At 74.6% G+C, this 15,862-nt stretch carries 16 protein-coding genes; 14 read left to right on the forward strand and 2 right to left on the reverse strand.

All coding sequences use genetic code 11. From position 1 onward, the window contains the following. The first annotated feature begins 40 nt into the window (after positions 1–40). The 7 genes from IE287_RS05180 to IE287_RS05210 all read left to right on the forward strand — a co-directional run bounded on the left by IE287_RS05180 (position 41) and on the right by IE287_RS05210 (position 6,750). Positions 41–1,129, forward strand: a complete 1,089-nt coding sequence (locus IE287_RS05180) for a nitronate monooxygenase (protein ID WP_189847657.1) — start codon at positions 41–43, stop codon at positions 1,127–1,129. Further along, positions 1,126–1,869: a 16S rRNA (uracil(1498)-N(3))-methyltransferase gene (locus IE287_RS05185; protein WP_189847658.1), complete on the forward strand. Its 744-nt coding sequence runs from the start codon at positions 1,126–1,128 to the stop codon at positions 1,867–1,869. The genes IE287_RS05180 and IE287_RS05185 overlap by 4 nt, the downstream gene beginning before the upstream one ends. Before the next feature lie 142 nt (positions 1,870–2,011). Continuing rightward, entirely contained in the window at positions 2,012–3,331 is a 1,320-nt protein-coding gene (locus tag IE287_RS05190; protein WP_189847659.1) for an ATP-binding protein, read from the forward strand. Then, the gene (locus IE287_RS05195) at positions 3,328–4,428 is read left to right on the forward strand and encodes a tetratricopeptide repeat protein (protein WP_189847660.1); all 1,101 of its coding nucleotides are present in this window, start codon (positions 3,328–3,330) and stop codon (positions 4,426–4,428) included. The genes IE287_RS05190 and IE287_RS05195 overlap by 4 nt, the downstream gene beginning before the upstream one ends. Positions 4,429–4,488: 60 nt before the next feature. Beyond that, positions 4,489–4,848: a histidine triad nucleotide-binding protein gene (locus IE287_RS05200; protein ID WP_189847661.1), complete on the forward strand. Its 360-nt coding sequence runs from the start codon at positions 4,489–4,491 to the stop codon at positions 4,846–4,848. 4 nt (positions 4,849–4,852) lie between these two features. Next, entirely contained in the window at positions 4,853–5,758 is a 906-nt protein-coding gene (locus tag IE287_RS05205; protein ID WP_189847662.1) for a ribonuclease Z, read from the forward strand. Between the two features lie 2 nt (positions 5,759–5,760). After that, positions 5,761–6,750 carry an adenosine deaminase gene (locus IE287_RS05210; protein WP_189847771.1) on the forward strand — a complete coding sequence of 330 codons (990 nt, stop codon included), beginning with the start codon at positions 5,761–5,763 and terminating at the stop codon, positions 6,748–6,750. A 66-nt stretch (positions 6,751–6,816) separates the two neighbouring features. On the opposite strand, the gene IE287_RS05215 is transcribed toward IE287_RS05210, so the two are convergent. Further along, positions 6,817–8,154 (reverse strand): MFS transporter, encoded by a 1,338-nt coding sequence (locus tag IE287_RS05215; protein WP_189847663.1) that lies wholly within the window; start codon positions 8,152–8,154, stop codon positions 6,817–6,819. A 368-nt stretch (positions 8,155–8,522) separates the two neighbouring features. Between IE287_RS05215 and IE287_RS05220 the strand changes: the two genes are divergently transcribed. The 5 genes from IE287_RS05220 to IE287_RS05240 all read left to right on the forward strand — a co-directional run bounded on the left by IE287_RS05220 (position 8,523) and on the right by IE287_RS05240 (position 12,913). After that, a complete protein-coding gene (locus IE287_RS05220) occupies positions 8,523–9,590 on the forward strand; it encodes a PfkB family carbohydrate kinase (protein WP_189847772.1) in 1,068 nt (355 codons plus the stop codon). Positions 9,591–9,695: 105 nt separating this feature from the next. Continuing rightward, positions 9,696–10,733, forward strand: a complete 1,038-nt coding sequence (locus IE287_RS05225) for a PhoH family protein (protein ID WP_189847664.1) — start codon at positions 9,696–9,698, stop codon at positions 10,731–10,733. An 11-nt stretch (positions 10,734–10,744) separates the two neighbouring features. After that, positions 10,745–11,242, forward strand: a complete 498-nt coding sequence (gene ybeY, locus IE287_RS05230) for an rRNA maturation RNase YbeY (protein ID WP_043221475.1) — start codon at positions 10,745–10,747, stop codon at positions 11,240–11,242. 13 nt (positions 11,243–11,255) lie between these two features. Further along, complete coding sequence (locus IE287_RS05235; RefSeq protein WP_189847665.1) at positions 11,256–12,563, forward strand: hemolysin family protein; 1,308 nt, start codon at positions 11,256–11,258, stop codon at positions 12,561–12,563. Continuing rightward, positions 12,560–12,913: an MmcQ/YjbR family DNA-binding protein gene (locus tag IE287_RS05240; protein WP_189847666.1), complete on the forward strand. Its 354-nt coding sequence runs from the start codon at positions 12,560–12,562 to the stop codon at positions 12,911–12,913. The genes IE287_RS05235 and IE287_RS05240 overlap by 4 nt, the downstream gene beginning before the upstream one ends. A 28-nt stretch (positions 12,914–12,941) precedes the next feature. Here the strand turns inward: IE287_RS05240 and IE287_RS05245 are convergent, their stop codons facing one another. After that, positions 12,942–14,342, reverse strand: a complete 1,401-nt coding sequence (locus IE287_RS05245; protein ID WP_189847667.1) for an MFS transporter — start codon at positions 14,340–14,342, stop codon at positions 12,942–12,944. A 157-nt stretch (positions 14,343–14,499) separates the two neighbouring features. Here IE287_RS05245 and IE287_RS05250 point away from each other — a divergent pair, with 157 nt between their 5' ends. Both IE287_RS05250 and IE287_RS05255 read left to right on the forward strand, forming a co-directional pair. Next, on the forward strand, positions 14,500–15,318 hold the full coding sequence (locus IE287_RS05250) for a helix-turn-helix transcriptional regulator (protein WP_373307810.1): 819 nt from the start codon (positions 14,500–14,502) through the stop codon (positions 15,316–15,318). A gap of 27 nt (positions 15,319–15,345) precedes the next feature. Continuing rightward, positions 15,346–15,708 (forward strand): cytidine deaminase-like protein, encoded by a 363-nt coding sequence (locus IE287_RS05255; protein ID WP_189847669.1) that lies wholly within the window; start codon positions 15,346–15,348, stop codon positions 15,706–15,708. Positions 15,709–15,862 lie beyond the last annotated feature (154 nt).

Consider the following 15,862-nt stretch of genomic DNA (forward strand, 5'->3'; position numbering starts at 1 on the left):
CCTTTCCCGTGCCGGGGAGGGGGCATGACACGATGCCCATATGTCCACCACCGCGCTGAACGATCTCTTCCGGTACCCGATCGTGCAGGCCCCCATGGCGGGTGGCGCTTCCACTCCCGCGCTCGTCGGCGCCGTCGCCGCGGCGGGCGCGCTCGGCTTCCTCGCGGCCGGGTACAAGACGGCGGGCAGCCTGTACCAGGAGATCAAACAGGTCCGCGGGCTGACCGGACGGCCCTTCGGCGTCAACGTCTTCATGCCCGGGACCGGCCCCGGCGCCGACCCGGCGGCCATCGAGGTCTACCGCCACCAGCTCGCCGGGGAGGCCGGCTGGTACGACACCGCGCTCGGCGAGACCGACGACGGCCGCGACGACGGGTACGAGTCCAAGCTGGCGATCCTCCTGGAGGACCCGGTCCCCGTCGTCTCCTTCACCTTCGGCTGCCCGAAACCCGAGACCTTCGAGGCCTTCGCCCGCGCCGGCACGTACACGATCGTCACCGTCACCTCCGCCGAGGAGGCCCGCACCGCCCTGGCAGCCGGGGCCGACGCGCTCTGCGTGCAGGGGGTCGAGGCGGGCGGCCACCAGGGTTCCCACCGCGACGACCCGGCCGACGAGCAGCCCGGCACCGGCCTCCTCGCCCTGCTGGGCGTGGTGCGGGAGACCACCGGACTGCCGCTGGTCGCCGCCGGCGGCCTCATGCGCGGCGCGCAGATCGCCGCCGTGCTCGCCGCCGGGGCCGCCGCCGCCCAGCTCGGCACCGCCTTCCTCGGCTGCCCCGAGTCCGGCGCCCACCCCCTGCACAAGCGGGCCCTGACCGATCCGCTCTTCACCCGCACCGCCCTCACCCGGGCCTTCTCCGGCCGCCCGGCCCGCGGGCTCGTCAACCGCTTCATGCGCGAGCACGGGCCGTACGCCCCCGCCGGCTACCCCGAGATCCACCACCTCACCGCCCCGCTGCGGAAGGCCGCCGCCGACGCGGGCGACGCCCAGGGCATGGCCCTGTGGGCGGGCCAGGGCCACCGTCTGGCCCGCGGGCTCCCCGCGGGGGAGCTCGTCGCGCTGCTCGCCGCCGAACTCGACACCGCCCTCACCGACCTCGCCGATCCGGCTCCCAGGAGTGCCTCATGACCGCCCCCGTCTTCGTCGTCGACGCCGTCCCCGGCGCCGGCACCTTCGTCCTGGAGGGGCCCGAGGGGCGGCACGCCGTCTCCGTGAAGCGGCTCCAGGCCGGCGAGGAGCTCGTCCTCGCCGACGGCCGGGGCCGCTGGGCGGAGTGCGTGGTGCGGGCCGCCGAGGGCAAGGACCGGCTGACCGTCGAGGTGACCGCCGACCACGAGGACCCCGCGGAGGAGCCCCGGATCACCGTCGTCCAGGCACTGCCCAAGGGCGACCGGGGCGAGCTCGCCGTCGAGACCATGACCGAGACCGGCGTCGACGCGATCGTGCCCTGGGCCGCCTCCCGCTGCATCACCCAGTGGCGCGGCGACCGCGGCCTCAAGGCGCTCGCCAAGTGGCGCGCCACCGCCCGCGAGGCCGGCAAGCAGTCCCGCCGCACCCGCTTCCCGGAGGTCGCCGAGCTCGTGACCACCAAGCAGGCGGCCGCCCTCCTCGCCACCGCCGACTTCGCGGCCGTGCTGCACGAGGACCGCGACCACCCCAGCGGCGCCCTCGCCACCGCCGGACTCCCGGCCGCCGGCTCGATCGTGCTGGTCGTCGGCCCCGAGGGCGGGGTCTCCCCGGAGGAGCTGGCCGTCTTCGAGGCGGCGGGCGCGAAGCCGTACCGGCTCGGCCGGAGCGTCCTGCGCACCTCCACGGCCGGCACGGCGGCCGCCGCGCTCGTCCTCGCCCGCACCGGCCGCTGGAGCTGACCCCGCCCGGGGGAGGGGAACGAGCGGGGGACCCGCCGTCCGAGCGCCGGGCGGCTCTTCCGGGCCGGCCCCCGTCCGGGGGAGGGAGCGAACGAGGGGACCCGCTGTCCGAGCACCGGGAGGCTTTTCTAGGCTGACCCCCATGGCCGACGAGTCCCCCCTGATCCGCAGTCTGCGCGCCGCGGTCGCCGCCGCGCCCGGCGACGTTCCCCTCCGCCTCCACTTCGCCGAACTCCTCCTCGCGCAGGGGCGGAACGACGAGGCCGTCGCGGAGGCCGCCGCCGCCCTCCAGCACGCGCCGGGGGACGCGGACGCCCGGGCCCTGATGGTCCGCGCCATGGGGATGCCGCCGGTCCCGCCCGCCCCTGCGCCCGCTCCCGCGCCGGAGCCGCCCGCCCCCGCGCCGGAGCCGCCGGCCGCCGCGGAGCCGCCCGCGCCCGCCCCCGTACGGTCCGGGGCGAAGGACCCGTTCGACTGGGCCGCCGCCGAGGAGCAGGTGTCGGACCTGGTCGGGCCGCGCTTCCTGGACGAACCGCAGGCCGACGGCGGGGACGGCCCCGCCGGGGACGCCGCGGCCTGGGACGTGGACGCCCCCGGAGCCGTACGCCTCGCCGACGTCGGCGGCATGACGGACGTCAAGGAGCGCCTGGAGGCCGCCTTCCTCGCGCCCATGCGCAACCCCGAACTCCGCCGGCTCTACGGCAAGTCGCTCCGCGGCGGCCTCCTCCTCTACGGCCCTCCCGGCTGCGGCAAGACCTTCATCGCCCGGGCCGTCGCCGGCGAACTCGGCGCGAACTTCCTCACCGTCTCGCTCTCCGACGTCCTCGACATGTGGATCGGGGCCTCCGAGAAGAACATCCACGACATCTTCGAGACCGCCCGCCGGCAGGCCCCCTGCGTCGTCTTCCTCGACGAGCTGGACGCCCTCGGCGGCAAGCGCTCCCGCACCCACAGCAACGGGCTCCGCAACGTCGTCAACCAGCTCCTCACCGAGCTCGACGGCATCGCCTCCGGCGCCGGCAACGAGGGGATCTTCGTCCTCGCCGCCACCAACGTCCCCTGGGACGTCGACATCGCCCTCCGCCGCCCCGGCCGGCTCGACCGCACCCTGCTCGTGCTGCCGCCGGACGCGCCCGCCCGCGAGGCGATCCTCCGCTACCACCTGCGCGAGAGGCCCATCGAGGCCGTCGACCTCGGCAAGCTCGTCAAGGTCACCGAGGACTTCTCCGGCGCCGACCTCGCCCACCTGTGCGAGACCGCCGCCGAGACCGCCCTCCTCGACTCCGCCCGCACCGGCTCCGTCCGGCTCATCACCACCAAGGACCTGCTCGGCGCCGCCCGGCAGCTCCGGCCCTCCACCGAACCCTGGTTCGCCGCCGCCCGGAACGTCGCCATGTTCGCCAACGAGGGCGGTCTCTACGACGACCTCCTCGCCTACCTGAAGCGGAAGCGCAAGCTGTGACCACGCCCACCGCACTGGCCAGGGCCGAGGCGCTCTACGAGGCCGGCCGGTACGAGCAGGCCGGGGAGCTCGCCGCCCGGCACCTCGCCGGCGACCCCGAGGACGCCGACGCCCTCACCCTGCTCGCCCGCTGCCGGCACCGGGCGGGCGACCACGCCACCGCCCTCGTCGCCGTCGAGCAGGCCCTGCGCTCCGAGCCCGAGCTGGTCATGGCGCACCTGATGCGCACCCAGATCCTGCTCGCCCTCAAGCGGTACGGGGACGCCGAGGCCGCCGCCCACCGCGCCGTCGAGCTGGCCCCGCACTTCTGGGGCACCCACTACGCGCTGGGCACCGCGCTCGCCACCACTGCCGAGGCGGGCCGCGGCCGCGACCGGGCCAGGACCGCCGCCGCCTACGAGGCCGCCCGCACCGCCGTCGCCCTCGGCCCCGAGGAGGACGCCGCCCACTTCCTCGTCGGCCTCACCGCCCAGCGGCGGGGCGACCACGCCACCGCCCGGCAGGCCTACGAGACGACCCTGCGGCTCAACCCGCAGAGCAGCGAGGCCCACAACAACCTCTCCCTGATCCGGCTGCGCCGCCGATGGCTGCGGCGCGGGGCCTGGACCCAGGCCGCCGAGGGCTTCGTCGCCTCCGCCGCGCTCGACCTCACCGACCGCAAGGCCCGCTTCAACCTGGAGGCGATGGCCTGGGGAACCGCCGCCGGCGCCCGCTGGGTCGCCCTGCTCGGCTTCATCGCCTCCGCCGTCGGCTCCGCCCCCGCCCGCACCGGGGCGACCGGAGCCGACGCCGTCGTGCCCTTCGCCCTCGGCGCGGCCGTGGTCGTCGGCTCCTGGGCCGGCTGGGCCGTGTGGATGGGACGCCGGGTGCCGCCCCGGCTGCGCCGCCCGCTGCTCCTCGTCGCCCGGACCTGCCGGCCGGTCCTCGCGATGGCCGCCGCCGTCGCCCTGCTCGGGCTGCACTCGGTCGCCACCATGGCGCTGTGGTCCCTCGACTCCGGGGTGGTCGCGGCCCTCGGCACGGCGCTCTTCTGGGCCGTGATCATCACGTACTGGGTGAGCCGCACGGTCCTCAACCGGCGGATGCCCAAGGACTGACCGGGGCCGCCGGATAGCATGCGCAGGTACTGACCACCCGAGGGCGAGGAGGCCCGGAGCATGGCCGGAGAGCCGCAGAGCGACTGCCTGTTCTGCAAGATCGTGGCGGGGGAGGTGCCGGCGACGCTCGTCCGCGAGACCGAGACCACGCTGGCCTTCCGCGACATCAACCCGCAGGCGCCCACCCACGTGCTCGTCATCCCGCGCCTCCACTACCCGGACGCCGCCTCGCTCGCCGCCGCCGCGCCGAGCGTCGCCGCCGACGTGCTGCGCGAGGCCGGCGAGGTCGCCGAGCAGGAGAAGATCGACGGCAGCGGCTACCGGATCGTGCTCAACACCGGCGCCGGCGCCGGCCAGACCGTCTTCCACGCGCACGCGCACGTGCTGGGCGGCCGCGGTCTCAACTGGCCCCCCGGATAGCCACGTGTCCGTCCGCGAACTGGTCGTCCTCGGCACCGCCAGCCAGGTCCCGACCCGCCACCGCAACCACAACGGGTACCTGCTCCGCTGGGACGGCCACGGCCTCCTCTTCGACCCCGGGGAGGGCACCCAGCGGCAGATGCTGCGGGCCGGGGTCGCCGCGCACGACCTGGACCGGATCTGCGTCACGCACTTCCACGGCGACCACTCGCTGGGCCTGGCCGGGGTGATCCAGCGGATCAACCTCGACCAGGTCCCGCACCCCGTCACCGCCCACTACCCGGCGAGCGGGCAGCACTTCTTCGAGCGGCTGCGGTACGCCACCGCCTACCGCGAGACCGTGCGGCTGACCGAGGCGCCGGTCGCGGAGGACGGCACCCTCGCCGTCACCGACGCCTTCACCCTGGAGGCCCGCCGGCTCTCCCACCCCGTCGAGTCCTTCGGCTACCGGCTGACCGAGCCCGACGGACGCCGGCTGCTGCCCGAACGCCTCGCCGCGCACGGCATCAAGGGCCCCGACGCGGGCCGGATCCAGCGCGAGGGCGCCCTCGGCGGCGTCACCCTGGAGGAGGTGAGCGAGGTCCGGCACGGCCAGCGCTTCGCCTTCGTCATGGACACCCGGCTCTGCGACGGCGTCCACGCCCTCGCGGAGGGCGCCGACATGCTCGTCATCGAGTCGACCTTCCTCGACGCGGACGTCCGGCTCGCCGAGGACCACGGCCACCTGACCGCCGGACAGGCCGCCGCCGTCGCCCGCGACGCGGGCGTCCGCCACCTCGTCCTCACCCACTTCTCGCAGCGCTACTCCGACCCGTCGGAATTCGAACGGCAGGCCAGGGCCGCCGGATTCGAGGGCGAACTGAGCATTGCCCAGGACCTCATGAGGGTCCCCGTACCGAAACGAACGTGAACATGCCCGTCCCCAAGGCCGAACTGCACCTCCACATCGAAGGCACCCTCGAACCCGAGCTGGCCTTCGCCCTCGCCGCCCGCAACGGCGTCACCCTGCCCTACGCGGACGCCGGGGAACTGCGCGCCGCCTACCGCTTCGGCGACCTCCAGTCCTTCCTGGACCTCTACTACGCCCTCATGGCGGTCCTGCGCACCCCCGAGGACTTCACCGACCTCGCCGACGCCTACCTGGAGCGGGCCGCCGCCCAGGGCGTCCGGCACGCCGAGATCTTCTTCGACCCGCAGGCCCACACCGCCCGCGGCGTCCCCCTCGGCGCGGTGATCGAGGGCCTGTCCGCCTCCCTCGACCGTGCCGAGGAGCGGTACGGGATCTCCACCCGGCTCATCCTGTGCTTCCTGCGCGACGAGTCCGCCGAGTCGGCGCTCGCCACCCTGGAGGCCGCGAAGCCCCACCTCCACCGGATCACCGGCGTCGGCCTCGACTCGGCCGAGGCCGGGCACCCGCCGGCGAAGTTCCGCGCGGTGTACGAGGAGGCCGCCCGGCTCGGCCTGCGCCGGGTCGCGCACGCGGGCGAGGAGGGACCGGCGGAGTACGTCCGGGAGGCCCTCGACGTCCTCGGCGTGGAACGGATCGACCACGGACTGCGCTGCATGGAGGACCCGGAGCTCGTCGAGCGCCTCGTCCGCGAGCGGATCCCGCTCACCCTCTGCCCGCTGTCGAACGTCCGGCTCCGGGTGATCGACACCCTCGCCGACCATCCGCTGCGGGCCATGCTGGACGCGGGGCTCCTGGTCACCGTCAACTCCGACGACCCCGCCTACTTCGGCGGCTACGTCGGCGACAACTACGACGGGGTGCGGGACGCCCTCGGGCTCTCCCCGGAGCAGTTGCGGGTCCTGGCGCGGCACTCCTTCGAGGCGTCCTTCCTCGACGACGACGAGCCCCGTCGCGCGCGCTACCTCGCCGAAGTGGCCGCCTACGCCTTCTGAGCCCTCCGGCGCCCCGCCGCCCCGCTGCGGTCCCGCCGTTCCGTCGGGCGCGGGCCCGGGGCGGGGTCAGGGGGTCTGGGAGGGGCGGGCGAGGCGGAAGGCGGATCGGGTGGGGCGGCGCGCGGACACCGGCGGCGCGATGGCCGCGATCTCCTGCTCCGGCGCGCCGACCTGGGGCACCAGCGCCGTCGGAGCCGGCGTCGCGCCCGCCACGAAGGCCGCGGGCGCGCCCCCGCGGCGGTGGACGGAGCCCGGTACCAGGGGGCGGCCGGAGGCGTGCCGGGCGACCGCCGTCAGGGGCGCCGCCACCAGGAGCAGCAGGCCGCCGAGGACCGCGCCCATGCCCGGATAGCCCGCCGTCTCGGCGAGGACGCTGCCGGCGACCGGGCCGCAGGCGGTGCCGAGGGAGGAGGCCGAGCCGACCAGGACCGCCCACCGGCCGCGCGGGTCGAGGGAGGCGGCGAGGCCGAGGAGGTAGGAGAGGACGACGGGGTAGACGGTGTTCCAGAGGATCTCGCCGCCGGCGAAGGTGGCGAGGCCGCGGGCGTTCGAGCTGAGCAGCACGCAGAGGGCGATGAGGACCGTGCCCGCGCCGATCGGGACCGCCCGGCCGAGCCGGGAGCCCAGGGCGCCCGCCGCCGTGACCCCGGCGAGGCCCGCGCCGAGCGCCAGCGCGAAGACGGCGCCGACCGTGACCTCGGAGAGACCGGCCTGCCCGGTGCCGATGCGGCCGCTCACGCCCCACAGGGCGTTCTGGGCGAGGGACCAGCACAGGATGCCGCCGGCGAGCACGGCGCCGGCCCGGCGGTACGGCAGCGGACCCGCGGCCCTCGCGGCGGGGGCGCCGTCCCGCGCGCGGGGGGCGCCCGGCAGCCGCCCGGTGACCGGCCAGACCAGGACCGCCGCGCCGGCGAGCGCCAGCAGCGGCAGGGAGTGGCCGCCGCCGAGCCGCGGCAGCGTCAGGTACAGCGCGCCGGCCGTGGCGGAGACCGAGAGCAGGCCCAGCGTGGAGGCGCGGTGCGGGTCCGGCTGCCCGGCGATCCCGGAGGCCGCGACGGCCGTCGCCGTGCCCGAGCCGAAGCCGCCGAGGACCACACCGGCGACGACCAGCGGCAGGGTGCCGGTCGCGGCGGCGGAGCCGTACCCCAGGGCCATGGCGAGGAGTCCGAGGCGGGCGGCCCGGCGCGGGCCGATCCGTTCGACGCGTGCGGCGAGGGTGAAACCGGCGGAGGCGGAGCCGAGCAGGAGCACCGAGCCGACCAGGCCGGCCTGGGACGGGCCGAGGCCGAGTCCGGCGGCGAGCCGGCCGACGACGGTCGGCAGCAGGTACGGGGCGAGGTATCCGGCCGTGAAGAGGGCGACGAGGGCGGCGAGGGCCCCCCGGGCGCGCGGGCGCGACGGCATGGGCGTTCCAGGAACTGAACGGGGGAATGAGACGGCGCCCGGTGATCCACGGGGTCGCGGCACCATGTGTATCAAGCAACCGAATGAGCGGAGAAGGTGCTCTCCCCCGATTCGTCCTGTGAGACGGGACACAATCGGTTTGGGAGGTGTGGGCCGGGGTAAGCGGGGGCGTTCCGTCGCGTCACCCCCGTCACCCCGACCCCATCGGGCACACTGTCCGGATCGGCACCCGGTGCCGATCCCGCCGCACCACGACCGGGGAGTTCGCCGTGAGCACAGCCAGCGGAGACCAGCGCGGAGAGCCGTACGGAGGCCAGCGCGCAGACCGGCGCGGGGCGCCGCCGCAGGGGGACCGGCCCGTCGACCCGCTGGAGACGGTCCGCGAGCCCGCCGACCCGGCCTGCGACGTCTTCCTGACCGGCACCGTCTTCCTCGACATCATCTTCACCGGCCTCGACAGCGCCCCCGTCCGCGGCACCGAGTCCTGGGCCCGCGGCATGGGCTCCAGCCCCGGCGGCGTCGCCAACATGGCCACCGCCCTCGCCCGCCTCGGCCTGCGCACCTCCCTCGCCGCCGCCTTCGGCGACGACCACTACGGCGAGTACTGCTGGGACGCCCTCGCCCAGGGCGAGGGCATCGACCTCTCGCTCTCCCGCACCGTCGAGGGCTGGCACTCCCCGGTCACCGTCTCCATGGCCTACGAGGGCGAGCGGACGATGGTCTCCCACGGCCACGAGGCCCCCCGCCCCGACGGCGACGCCACGGTCCGCCCGCCGCTGGCCCGGGCCGCGGTCGCCTCCCTCGCCCCCGGCCGCGCCGAGGAGTGGGTGGCCCGGGCCGCCCGGGACGGGGCCAAGGTCTTCGCCGACGTCGGCTGGGACGACACCGGCCGCTGGGACCTGACCGGCCTGACCGACCTGGAGCACTGCGAGGCCTTCCTGCCCAACGCCGCCGAGGCGATGCGCTACACCCGCACCGACTGCCCCCGCGCGGCCGCCCGCGCGCTCGCCGAGAAGGTCCGCTACGCGGTCGTCACCCTCGGTGCCGAGGGCGCCTACGCCGTCGACGGCGCCACCGGCGAGACCGCCGAGGTCCCCGCCATCCGCGTCGAGGCCCTCGATCCGACCGGCGCCGGCGACGTCTTCGTCGCCGGGTTCGTCACCGGCACCCTCGCCGACTGGCCGCTCGCCGACCGCCTGGCCTTCGCCGGCCTCACCGCCGCCCTCTCCGTCCAGGAGTTCGGCGGCTCCCTCTCCGCCCCGACCTGGGCCGAGATCGCCGCCTGGTGGCAGCGCGTCCAGCACGACGGCCGCCAGGACCCCGAGCCGCTGCGCGCCCGCTACGCCTTCCTGGAGGGCCTCCTGCCGGCCCCCGCCCGTCCCTGGCCGCCCCGCCGCGCGGTGCCGACCATCGGCTTCCGGGCGGCCGTCCCGTAAACCGCTTCGGGCACACGGCCACCAGGTCGTACGCTGGGACGCGAGAGGTTGTCGAGCAGCGAGAACCCCGCAGCAGGAGGTATGCGCAGGCCAGAGTGCCGGCCCATGACGCAGACACCCACAGCACCCAACGGAACGCCGGGCGAGGCCCGTGCCCACTTCGCGGTGCCCGCGAAGCACCCCATGGTGACCGTCCTCGGTTCCGGTGACAGCCTGCTCCGCGTGATCGAGCAGGCCTTCCCCCGGGCGGACATCCACGTCCGGGGCAATCAGGTCAGCGCGGTCGGCGACCCTGCGGAAGTCGCCCTCATCCAGCGCCTGTTCGACGAGATGATGCTGGTGCTCCGCACCGGACAGCCGATGACGGAGGACGCAGTGGAACGCTCCATCGCCATGCTCAAGGCGAGCGAGAACGGCGAAGGCGCCGACGAGACCCCGGCCGAGGTGCTCACCCAGAACATCCTCTCCAGCCGCGGCCGCACCATCCGCCCCAAGACCCTGAACCAGAAGCGGTACGTCGACGCGATCGACAAGCACACGGTCGTCTTCGGCATCGGTCCCGCCGGCACCGGCAAGACCTACCTGGCGATGGCCAAGGCGGTCCAGGCCCTGCAGTCCAAGCAGGTCACCCGGATCATCCTGACCCGCCCGGCGGTCGAGGCCGGGGAGCGGCTCGGCTTCCTGCCCGGCACGCTCTACGAGAAGATCGACCCGTACCTGCGCCCGCTCTACGACGCGCTGCACGACATGCTCGACCCGGACTCCATCCCCAAGCTGATGGCGAGCGGGACGATCGAGGTCGCGCCCCTGGCGTACATGCGCGGACGGACGCTCAACGACGCGTTCATCATCCTCGACGAGGCGCAGAACACGAGCCCCGAGCAGATGAAGATGTTCCTCACCCGGCTCGGCTTCGACTCGAAGATCGTCATCACCGGTGACGTGACCCAGGTCGACCTGCCGAACGGCACGAAGAGCGGTCTGCGCCAGGTCCAGGACATCCTGGAGGGCGTCGAGGACGTCCACTTCTCGCGGCTCACGTCCCACGATGTCGTCCGGCACAAGCTCGTCGGCCGTATCGTCGACGCGTACGAGAAGTACGACAGCGCCAACGAGCAGCGCACCGGCCGCAACGGGAAGTAGAAGCACCGCACATGTCGATCGACGTCAACAACGAGTCCGGCACCGAGGTCGACGAGCAGGCGATCCTCGACGTCGCCCGCTACGCCCTCGGGCGCATGCGCATCCACCCGCTCTCCGAGCTCTCGGTGATCGTGGTGGACGCGGAGGCGATGGAGCAGCTCCACATCCAGTGGATGGACCTCCCCGGACCGACGGACGTCATGTCCTTCCCGATGGACGAGCTGCGCCCGCCGGCCAAGGACGACGAGGAGCCCCCGCAGGGGCTCCTCGGCGACATCGTGCTCTGCCCCGAGGTCGCCAAGAAGCAGGGCGAGGACGCCCCGACGAACCACTCCATGGACGAGGAGCTCCAGCTCCTCACCGTCCACGGCGTCCTCCACCTCCTCGGCTACGACCACGAGGAGCCGGACGAGAAGGCCGAGATGTTCGGCCTCCAGGCCGCCATCGTCGACGGCTGGCGCGCCGAGAAGGGCCTCACCGGCCCGTCCCCGGCCCCGACCGTCAACTGACCCCGCGCGCCCGATGAGCATCCAGCTGATCCTCGGCGCGGTCGCCCTGGTCGTCGTCGCCTGGCTCGCCGCCTGCGCCGAGGCCGGGCTCGCCCGCGTCTCCAGCTTCCGCGCCGCCGAGGCCGTCCGCTCCGGACGGCGCGGCGCCGACAAGCTCGCCCAGGTCGCCGCGGACCCCACCCGCTACCTCAACGTGGCGCTGCTCGTCCGCGTCGCCTGCGAGATGGCGGCCGGCGTCCTCGTCACGTACGCCTGCCTGGAGTACTTCCCGGAGACCTGGGAGGCGCTCCTCGTCGCCATCGCCGTGATGGTCCTGGTCAGCTACGTGGCCGTCGGGGTCTCGCCCCGCACCATCGGCCGCCAGCACCCGCTGAACACCGCGACCGCCGCCGCGTACGTCCTCCTGCCGCTGGCCCGGATCATGGGGCCGATCCCGCAGCTGCTGATCCTCATCGGCAACGCGCTCACCCCGGGCAAGGGCTTCCGCAAGGGCCCCTTCGCCTCCGAGGCGGAGCTGCGGGCGATGGTCGACCTCGCCGAGCAGGAGTCGCTGATCGAGGACGACGAGCGCCGCATGGTGCACTCGGTCTTCGAGCTGGGCGACACCCTGGTCCGCGAGGTGATGGTGCCGCGCACCGACCTCATCTGCATCGAGCGGTACAAGACCGTCCGGCAGGCCCTCACCCTCGCCCTGCGCTCCGGCTTCTCCCGGATCCCGGTGACGGGGGAGAACGAGGACGACATCGTCGGCATCGTGTACCTGAAGGACCTGGTCCGCAAGACGCACATCAACCGCGACGCCGAGGCCGACCTGGTCTCCACCGCGATGCGGGCGGCGGCCTTCGTCCCCGACACCAAGAACGCCGGCGACCTGCTGCGCGAGATGCAGCAGGAGCGCAACCACGTCGCCGTCGTCATCGACGAGTACGGCGGCACCGCCGGCATCGTCACCATCGAGGACATCCTGGAGGAGATCGTCGGCGAGATCACCGACGAGTACGACCGGGAGCTGCCGCCCGTCGCGGAGCTCGGGGACGAGCGCCACCGGGTCACCGCCCGCCTCGACATCGGCGACCTCGGCGAGCTGTACGGCTTCGGTCCCGACGAGTTCGACGACGAGGACGTGGAGACCGTCGGCGGACTGCTCGCCAAGGCCCTCGGCCGGGTCCCGATCTCCGGTGCCTCGGCCGTCGTCGCCCTGCCGGACGGACGGGAGCTGCGGCTGACCGCCGAGGCCCCGGCCGGCCGCCGGAACAAGATCGTCACCGTGCTCGTCGAGCCGGTCGCCCCGGTCGGCGCGGAAGGAGGGGACCCGGAGTGACCCCGGACCGGCTGCGCGCCTTCTGCCTGGAGTTCGACGACGCCACCGAGGAGTTCCCCTTCGGTCCCGAGACCTCGGTCTTCAAGGTGGCGGGGAAGCTCTTCGCGCTCTCCCGGCTGGACGGCGAGCCGCTGCGGGTCAATCTGAAGTGCGATCCGGAGGACGCCGTCCGGCTCCGCGAGGAGCACCCGGCGATCACCCCCGGCTACCACATGAACAAGCGCCACTGGAACACGGTCGAGGTGGCCGGGCTCCCGGACCGGATGGTCCGGGAGCTGGTCGAGGACTCGTACGACCTGGTCGTGGCCGGGCTGCCGAAGGCGGTACGGCTCCGCCTCGACCGGCCGTAGCCACCGCCGCCCGGAGGCTCCCTCCGCCCTACCGGGCGCGGCGCAGGCCCAGGGCGACGAGCACCGCCGCGCCCAGCACGATCGCCGCGTCCAGGACGATCACCGTGCGCACCCCGTCGTACAGGCTGCCGCCGGTGGTGGCGAGGGTGCCCAGCAGCGGGATGCCGACGGTCAGGCCGACCTGCTGGGTGGTGGTGACCAGGCCGGTCGCCAGTCCCTGCTGCTCGTCGGGGACGCCGGAGGTGACGGTGACGCCGTACGAGACGATCGCGACCAGGTGGAACATCGAGGCGATCGAGACGGCGGCGGTCGCCAGGACCGCACCCGACCCGGTGCCGATCCCCAGCAGGGCGGTGACGAACAGGCCCTGTCCGGCGAGCCCGGCCGCGAGGGTGCGGCGGGCGCCGAAGCGGCCGATCAGCCGGGGCGCGAAGGTGCCGGCGAGGACCGACAGGACGCCCTGGACGCCGAAGACCAGGCCGGTGGCGAAGCCGGAGAGGCCGAGGGTCTCCTGGAGGTACAGGGTCAGCGCGAAGACCAGCGTCGACATCATCGAGAAGGTGACGAGCCCGCCGAGGTTGCCGAAGGCGACCGTGCGCCGGCGCAGCATCGGCAGCGACACCAGCGGCGCCTCGCTGCGGGACTCCACGACGGCGAAGGCGGCGAGCAGCACGACGCCGGCGACCAGGGTGACCGTGACGTCCGCGCCGCCGAAGCCGCGCTCGGCGGCCGTGGACAGGGCGTAGATCAGGGCCAGCAGACCGCCGGTGACGGTCACCGCGCCGGGCACGTCGAGCCGGGGCCGCTCGGGGGTGCGGGACTCGGCGAGCAGCCGGGGCGCGAAGGGCAGCACCAGCGCGCCGAAGAGGGCGAGCAGGCCCATGGTGGAGCGCCAGCCCAGGGTGTCGGTCATGACGCCGCCGAGGATCATGCCGACGGTGAAGCCCAGCGAGAGCAGGGTGCCGGAGATGCCGAGCGCCCGGTCGCGCAGCGGGCCCTCGGGGAAGGTGGTGGTGAGCAGGGACATGCCGGTCGGCACGATCGCGGCGGCGCCGAGGCCCTGGAGGGCGCGGCCGGCGAGGAAGGAGGCCGGGTCCCAGGCGAAGGCGGCGAGCAGGGAGGCCGCCCCGAAGACCGCGAGGCCGGTGAGGAAGAGCCGCTTGCGGCCGTAGAGGTCGCCGATCCGGCCGAAGAGCAGCAGGAAGCCGCCGGACGGCAGGGCGAAGGCGGTGACCGCCCACTGGAGGGCGGAGGGGCTGAGGCCGAGGTCGGCGCCGAGCGCGGGCAGGGCGACGTTGAGGACGGAGAAGTCGAGCGACACCATGAACTGGGCGGCGCACAGCACGACGAGGACGAGCCGGGACCGCCCGGTGAGGGCCGGGGGAGCGGGGGGCGCGGTCGTGCCGGGGGCGGAGGTGACGGTTGCCATGGCCACGACTCTCGTCGGCCGGGAACAACGCTGGGGAGCGGGAACTTATCCTGTTGGTCGCACCACCAGGCGTCCGGGGGAGGAAGCAGACGTGGCCACGGCGAGCGAGAGCGACGCGTCCAAGCGGCACCGGCTGGGCGAGCTGCGCGAGTTCCTGATGAGCCGTCGGGCCCGGGTCGGTCCGGCCGAGGCGGGACTGCCGGACGGCGGCCGGCGGCGCACGCCGGGACTGCGCCGCGAGGAGGTCGCCGTCCTCGCCGGGGTCGGGGTCAGCTGGTACCAGTGGCTGGAGCAGGGCCGGGACATCACCGTCTCCCCGCAGGTCCTCGACTCGGTGGCGCGGGTGCTGAAGCTGAGCCCCGCGGAGCGCCGCCACCTGTACGTCCTCGCGGCGCTGAACCCGCCGGCCCTCGAAGCGGCCCCGGAGGACCGGGACATGTGCCACGGGCTGCGCCGGCTGATCGAGGCGTGGACGCCCTTCCCGGCGCACATCATGGACGTGTACTGGAACACGGTGATGTTCAACGACGCGGCGGCGGCCGTGCTCGGGATGCGGTCGGACGCCACCCGGAACTGCCTGATCGACTTCTTCACCGACGAGCGGTACCGGTCGCGGATGCGGGGCTGGGAGGAGCTGGCGCCGAAGGTCGTGGCGCAGTTCCGGTCGGCCTGCTCGGAGTGCCCGGACGACGACGGCTTCCGCGCGGTGGTCGAGGAGGCGCGGGCGGCGAGCCCGGAGTTCGCCGAGCTGTGGGAGCGCCGGGACATCCGGCCGGGCGGCCAGAACCGCAAGGAGATGGACCACCCGGTGGCCGGGCTGCTCGTCATGGAGGCGACCCAGCTGCGGGTGCCCGCCCGGCCGGACCTGGTGATCGTGCTGCACACCCCGCTGCCGGAGGCGCGGACCGCGGAGAAGCTGGAGTGGCTGGACTCCCCGGAGGGCCGGCGGGGGGCGCTGTACCCGCTGGCGGGGTGAGCCGGGGCCCCGACCTATGCTCGCTCCATGACACTCAGCAGTGAGCACGGCGACCTCGGCGCCGAGGACCTGAAGATCATCACGCTGGCGCGCAGCGCCCGCGCCCGCAACGGCGTGCCCGAGGGCGCGGCCGTACGGGACGAGACCGGCCGCACCTACGTGGCGGGCACGGTGGAGCTGGAGTCGCTGAAGCTGAGCGCCCTGCGGACGGCCGTGGCGATGGCCGTGGCGAGCGGGGCCGAGTCGCTGGAGGCGGCGGCCGTGGTCTCGGCCGGCGAGGCCGTGTCCGACGAGGACCGGGCGGCCGTGCGGGACCTGGGCGGGCCGCGGACGCCGGTGCTGCTCGCGGGCCCCGACGGGCAGCTGCGCACGGCGGGCACCGCGGGCTGAGCGGGGCGCGCCGGCACGGGGGTCCGGCCGCGGCCGGACCCTTGCGCGTTTGTGAAGGATCTCCGCACATTCTCTTGCCTTCCCGTGCCGTCTGCGTCTCAATAGGCGGCGGACGGCCCGACGGGCCGTCAGATGTCCGCCATTCCACGCAGTG

The sequence above is a fragment of the Streptomyces omiyaensis genome, from assembly GCF_014650895.1.
GTDB classification, from domain to species: Bacteria; Actinomycetota; Actinomycetes; order Streptomycetales; family Streptomycetaceae; genus Streptomyces; species Streptomyces omiyaensis.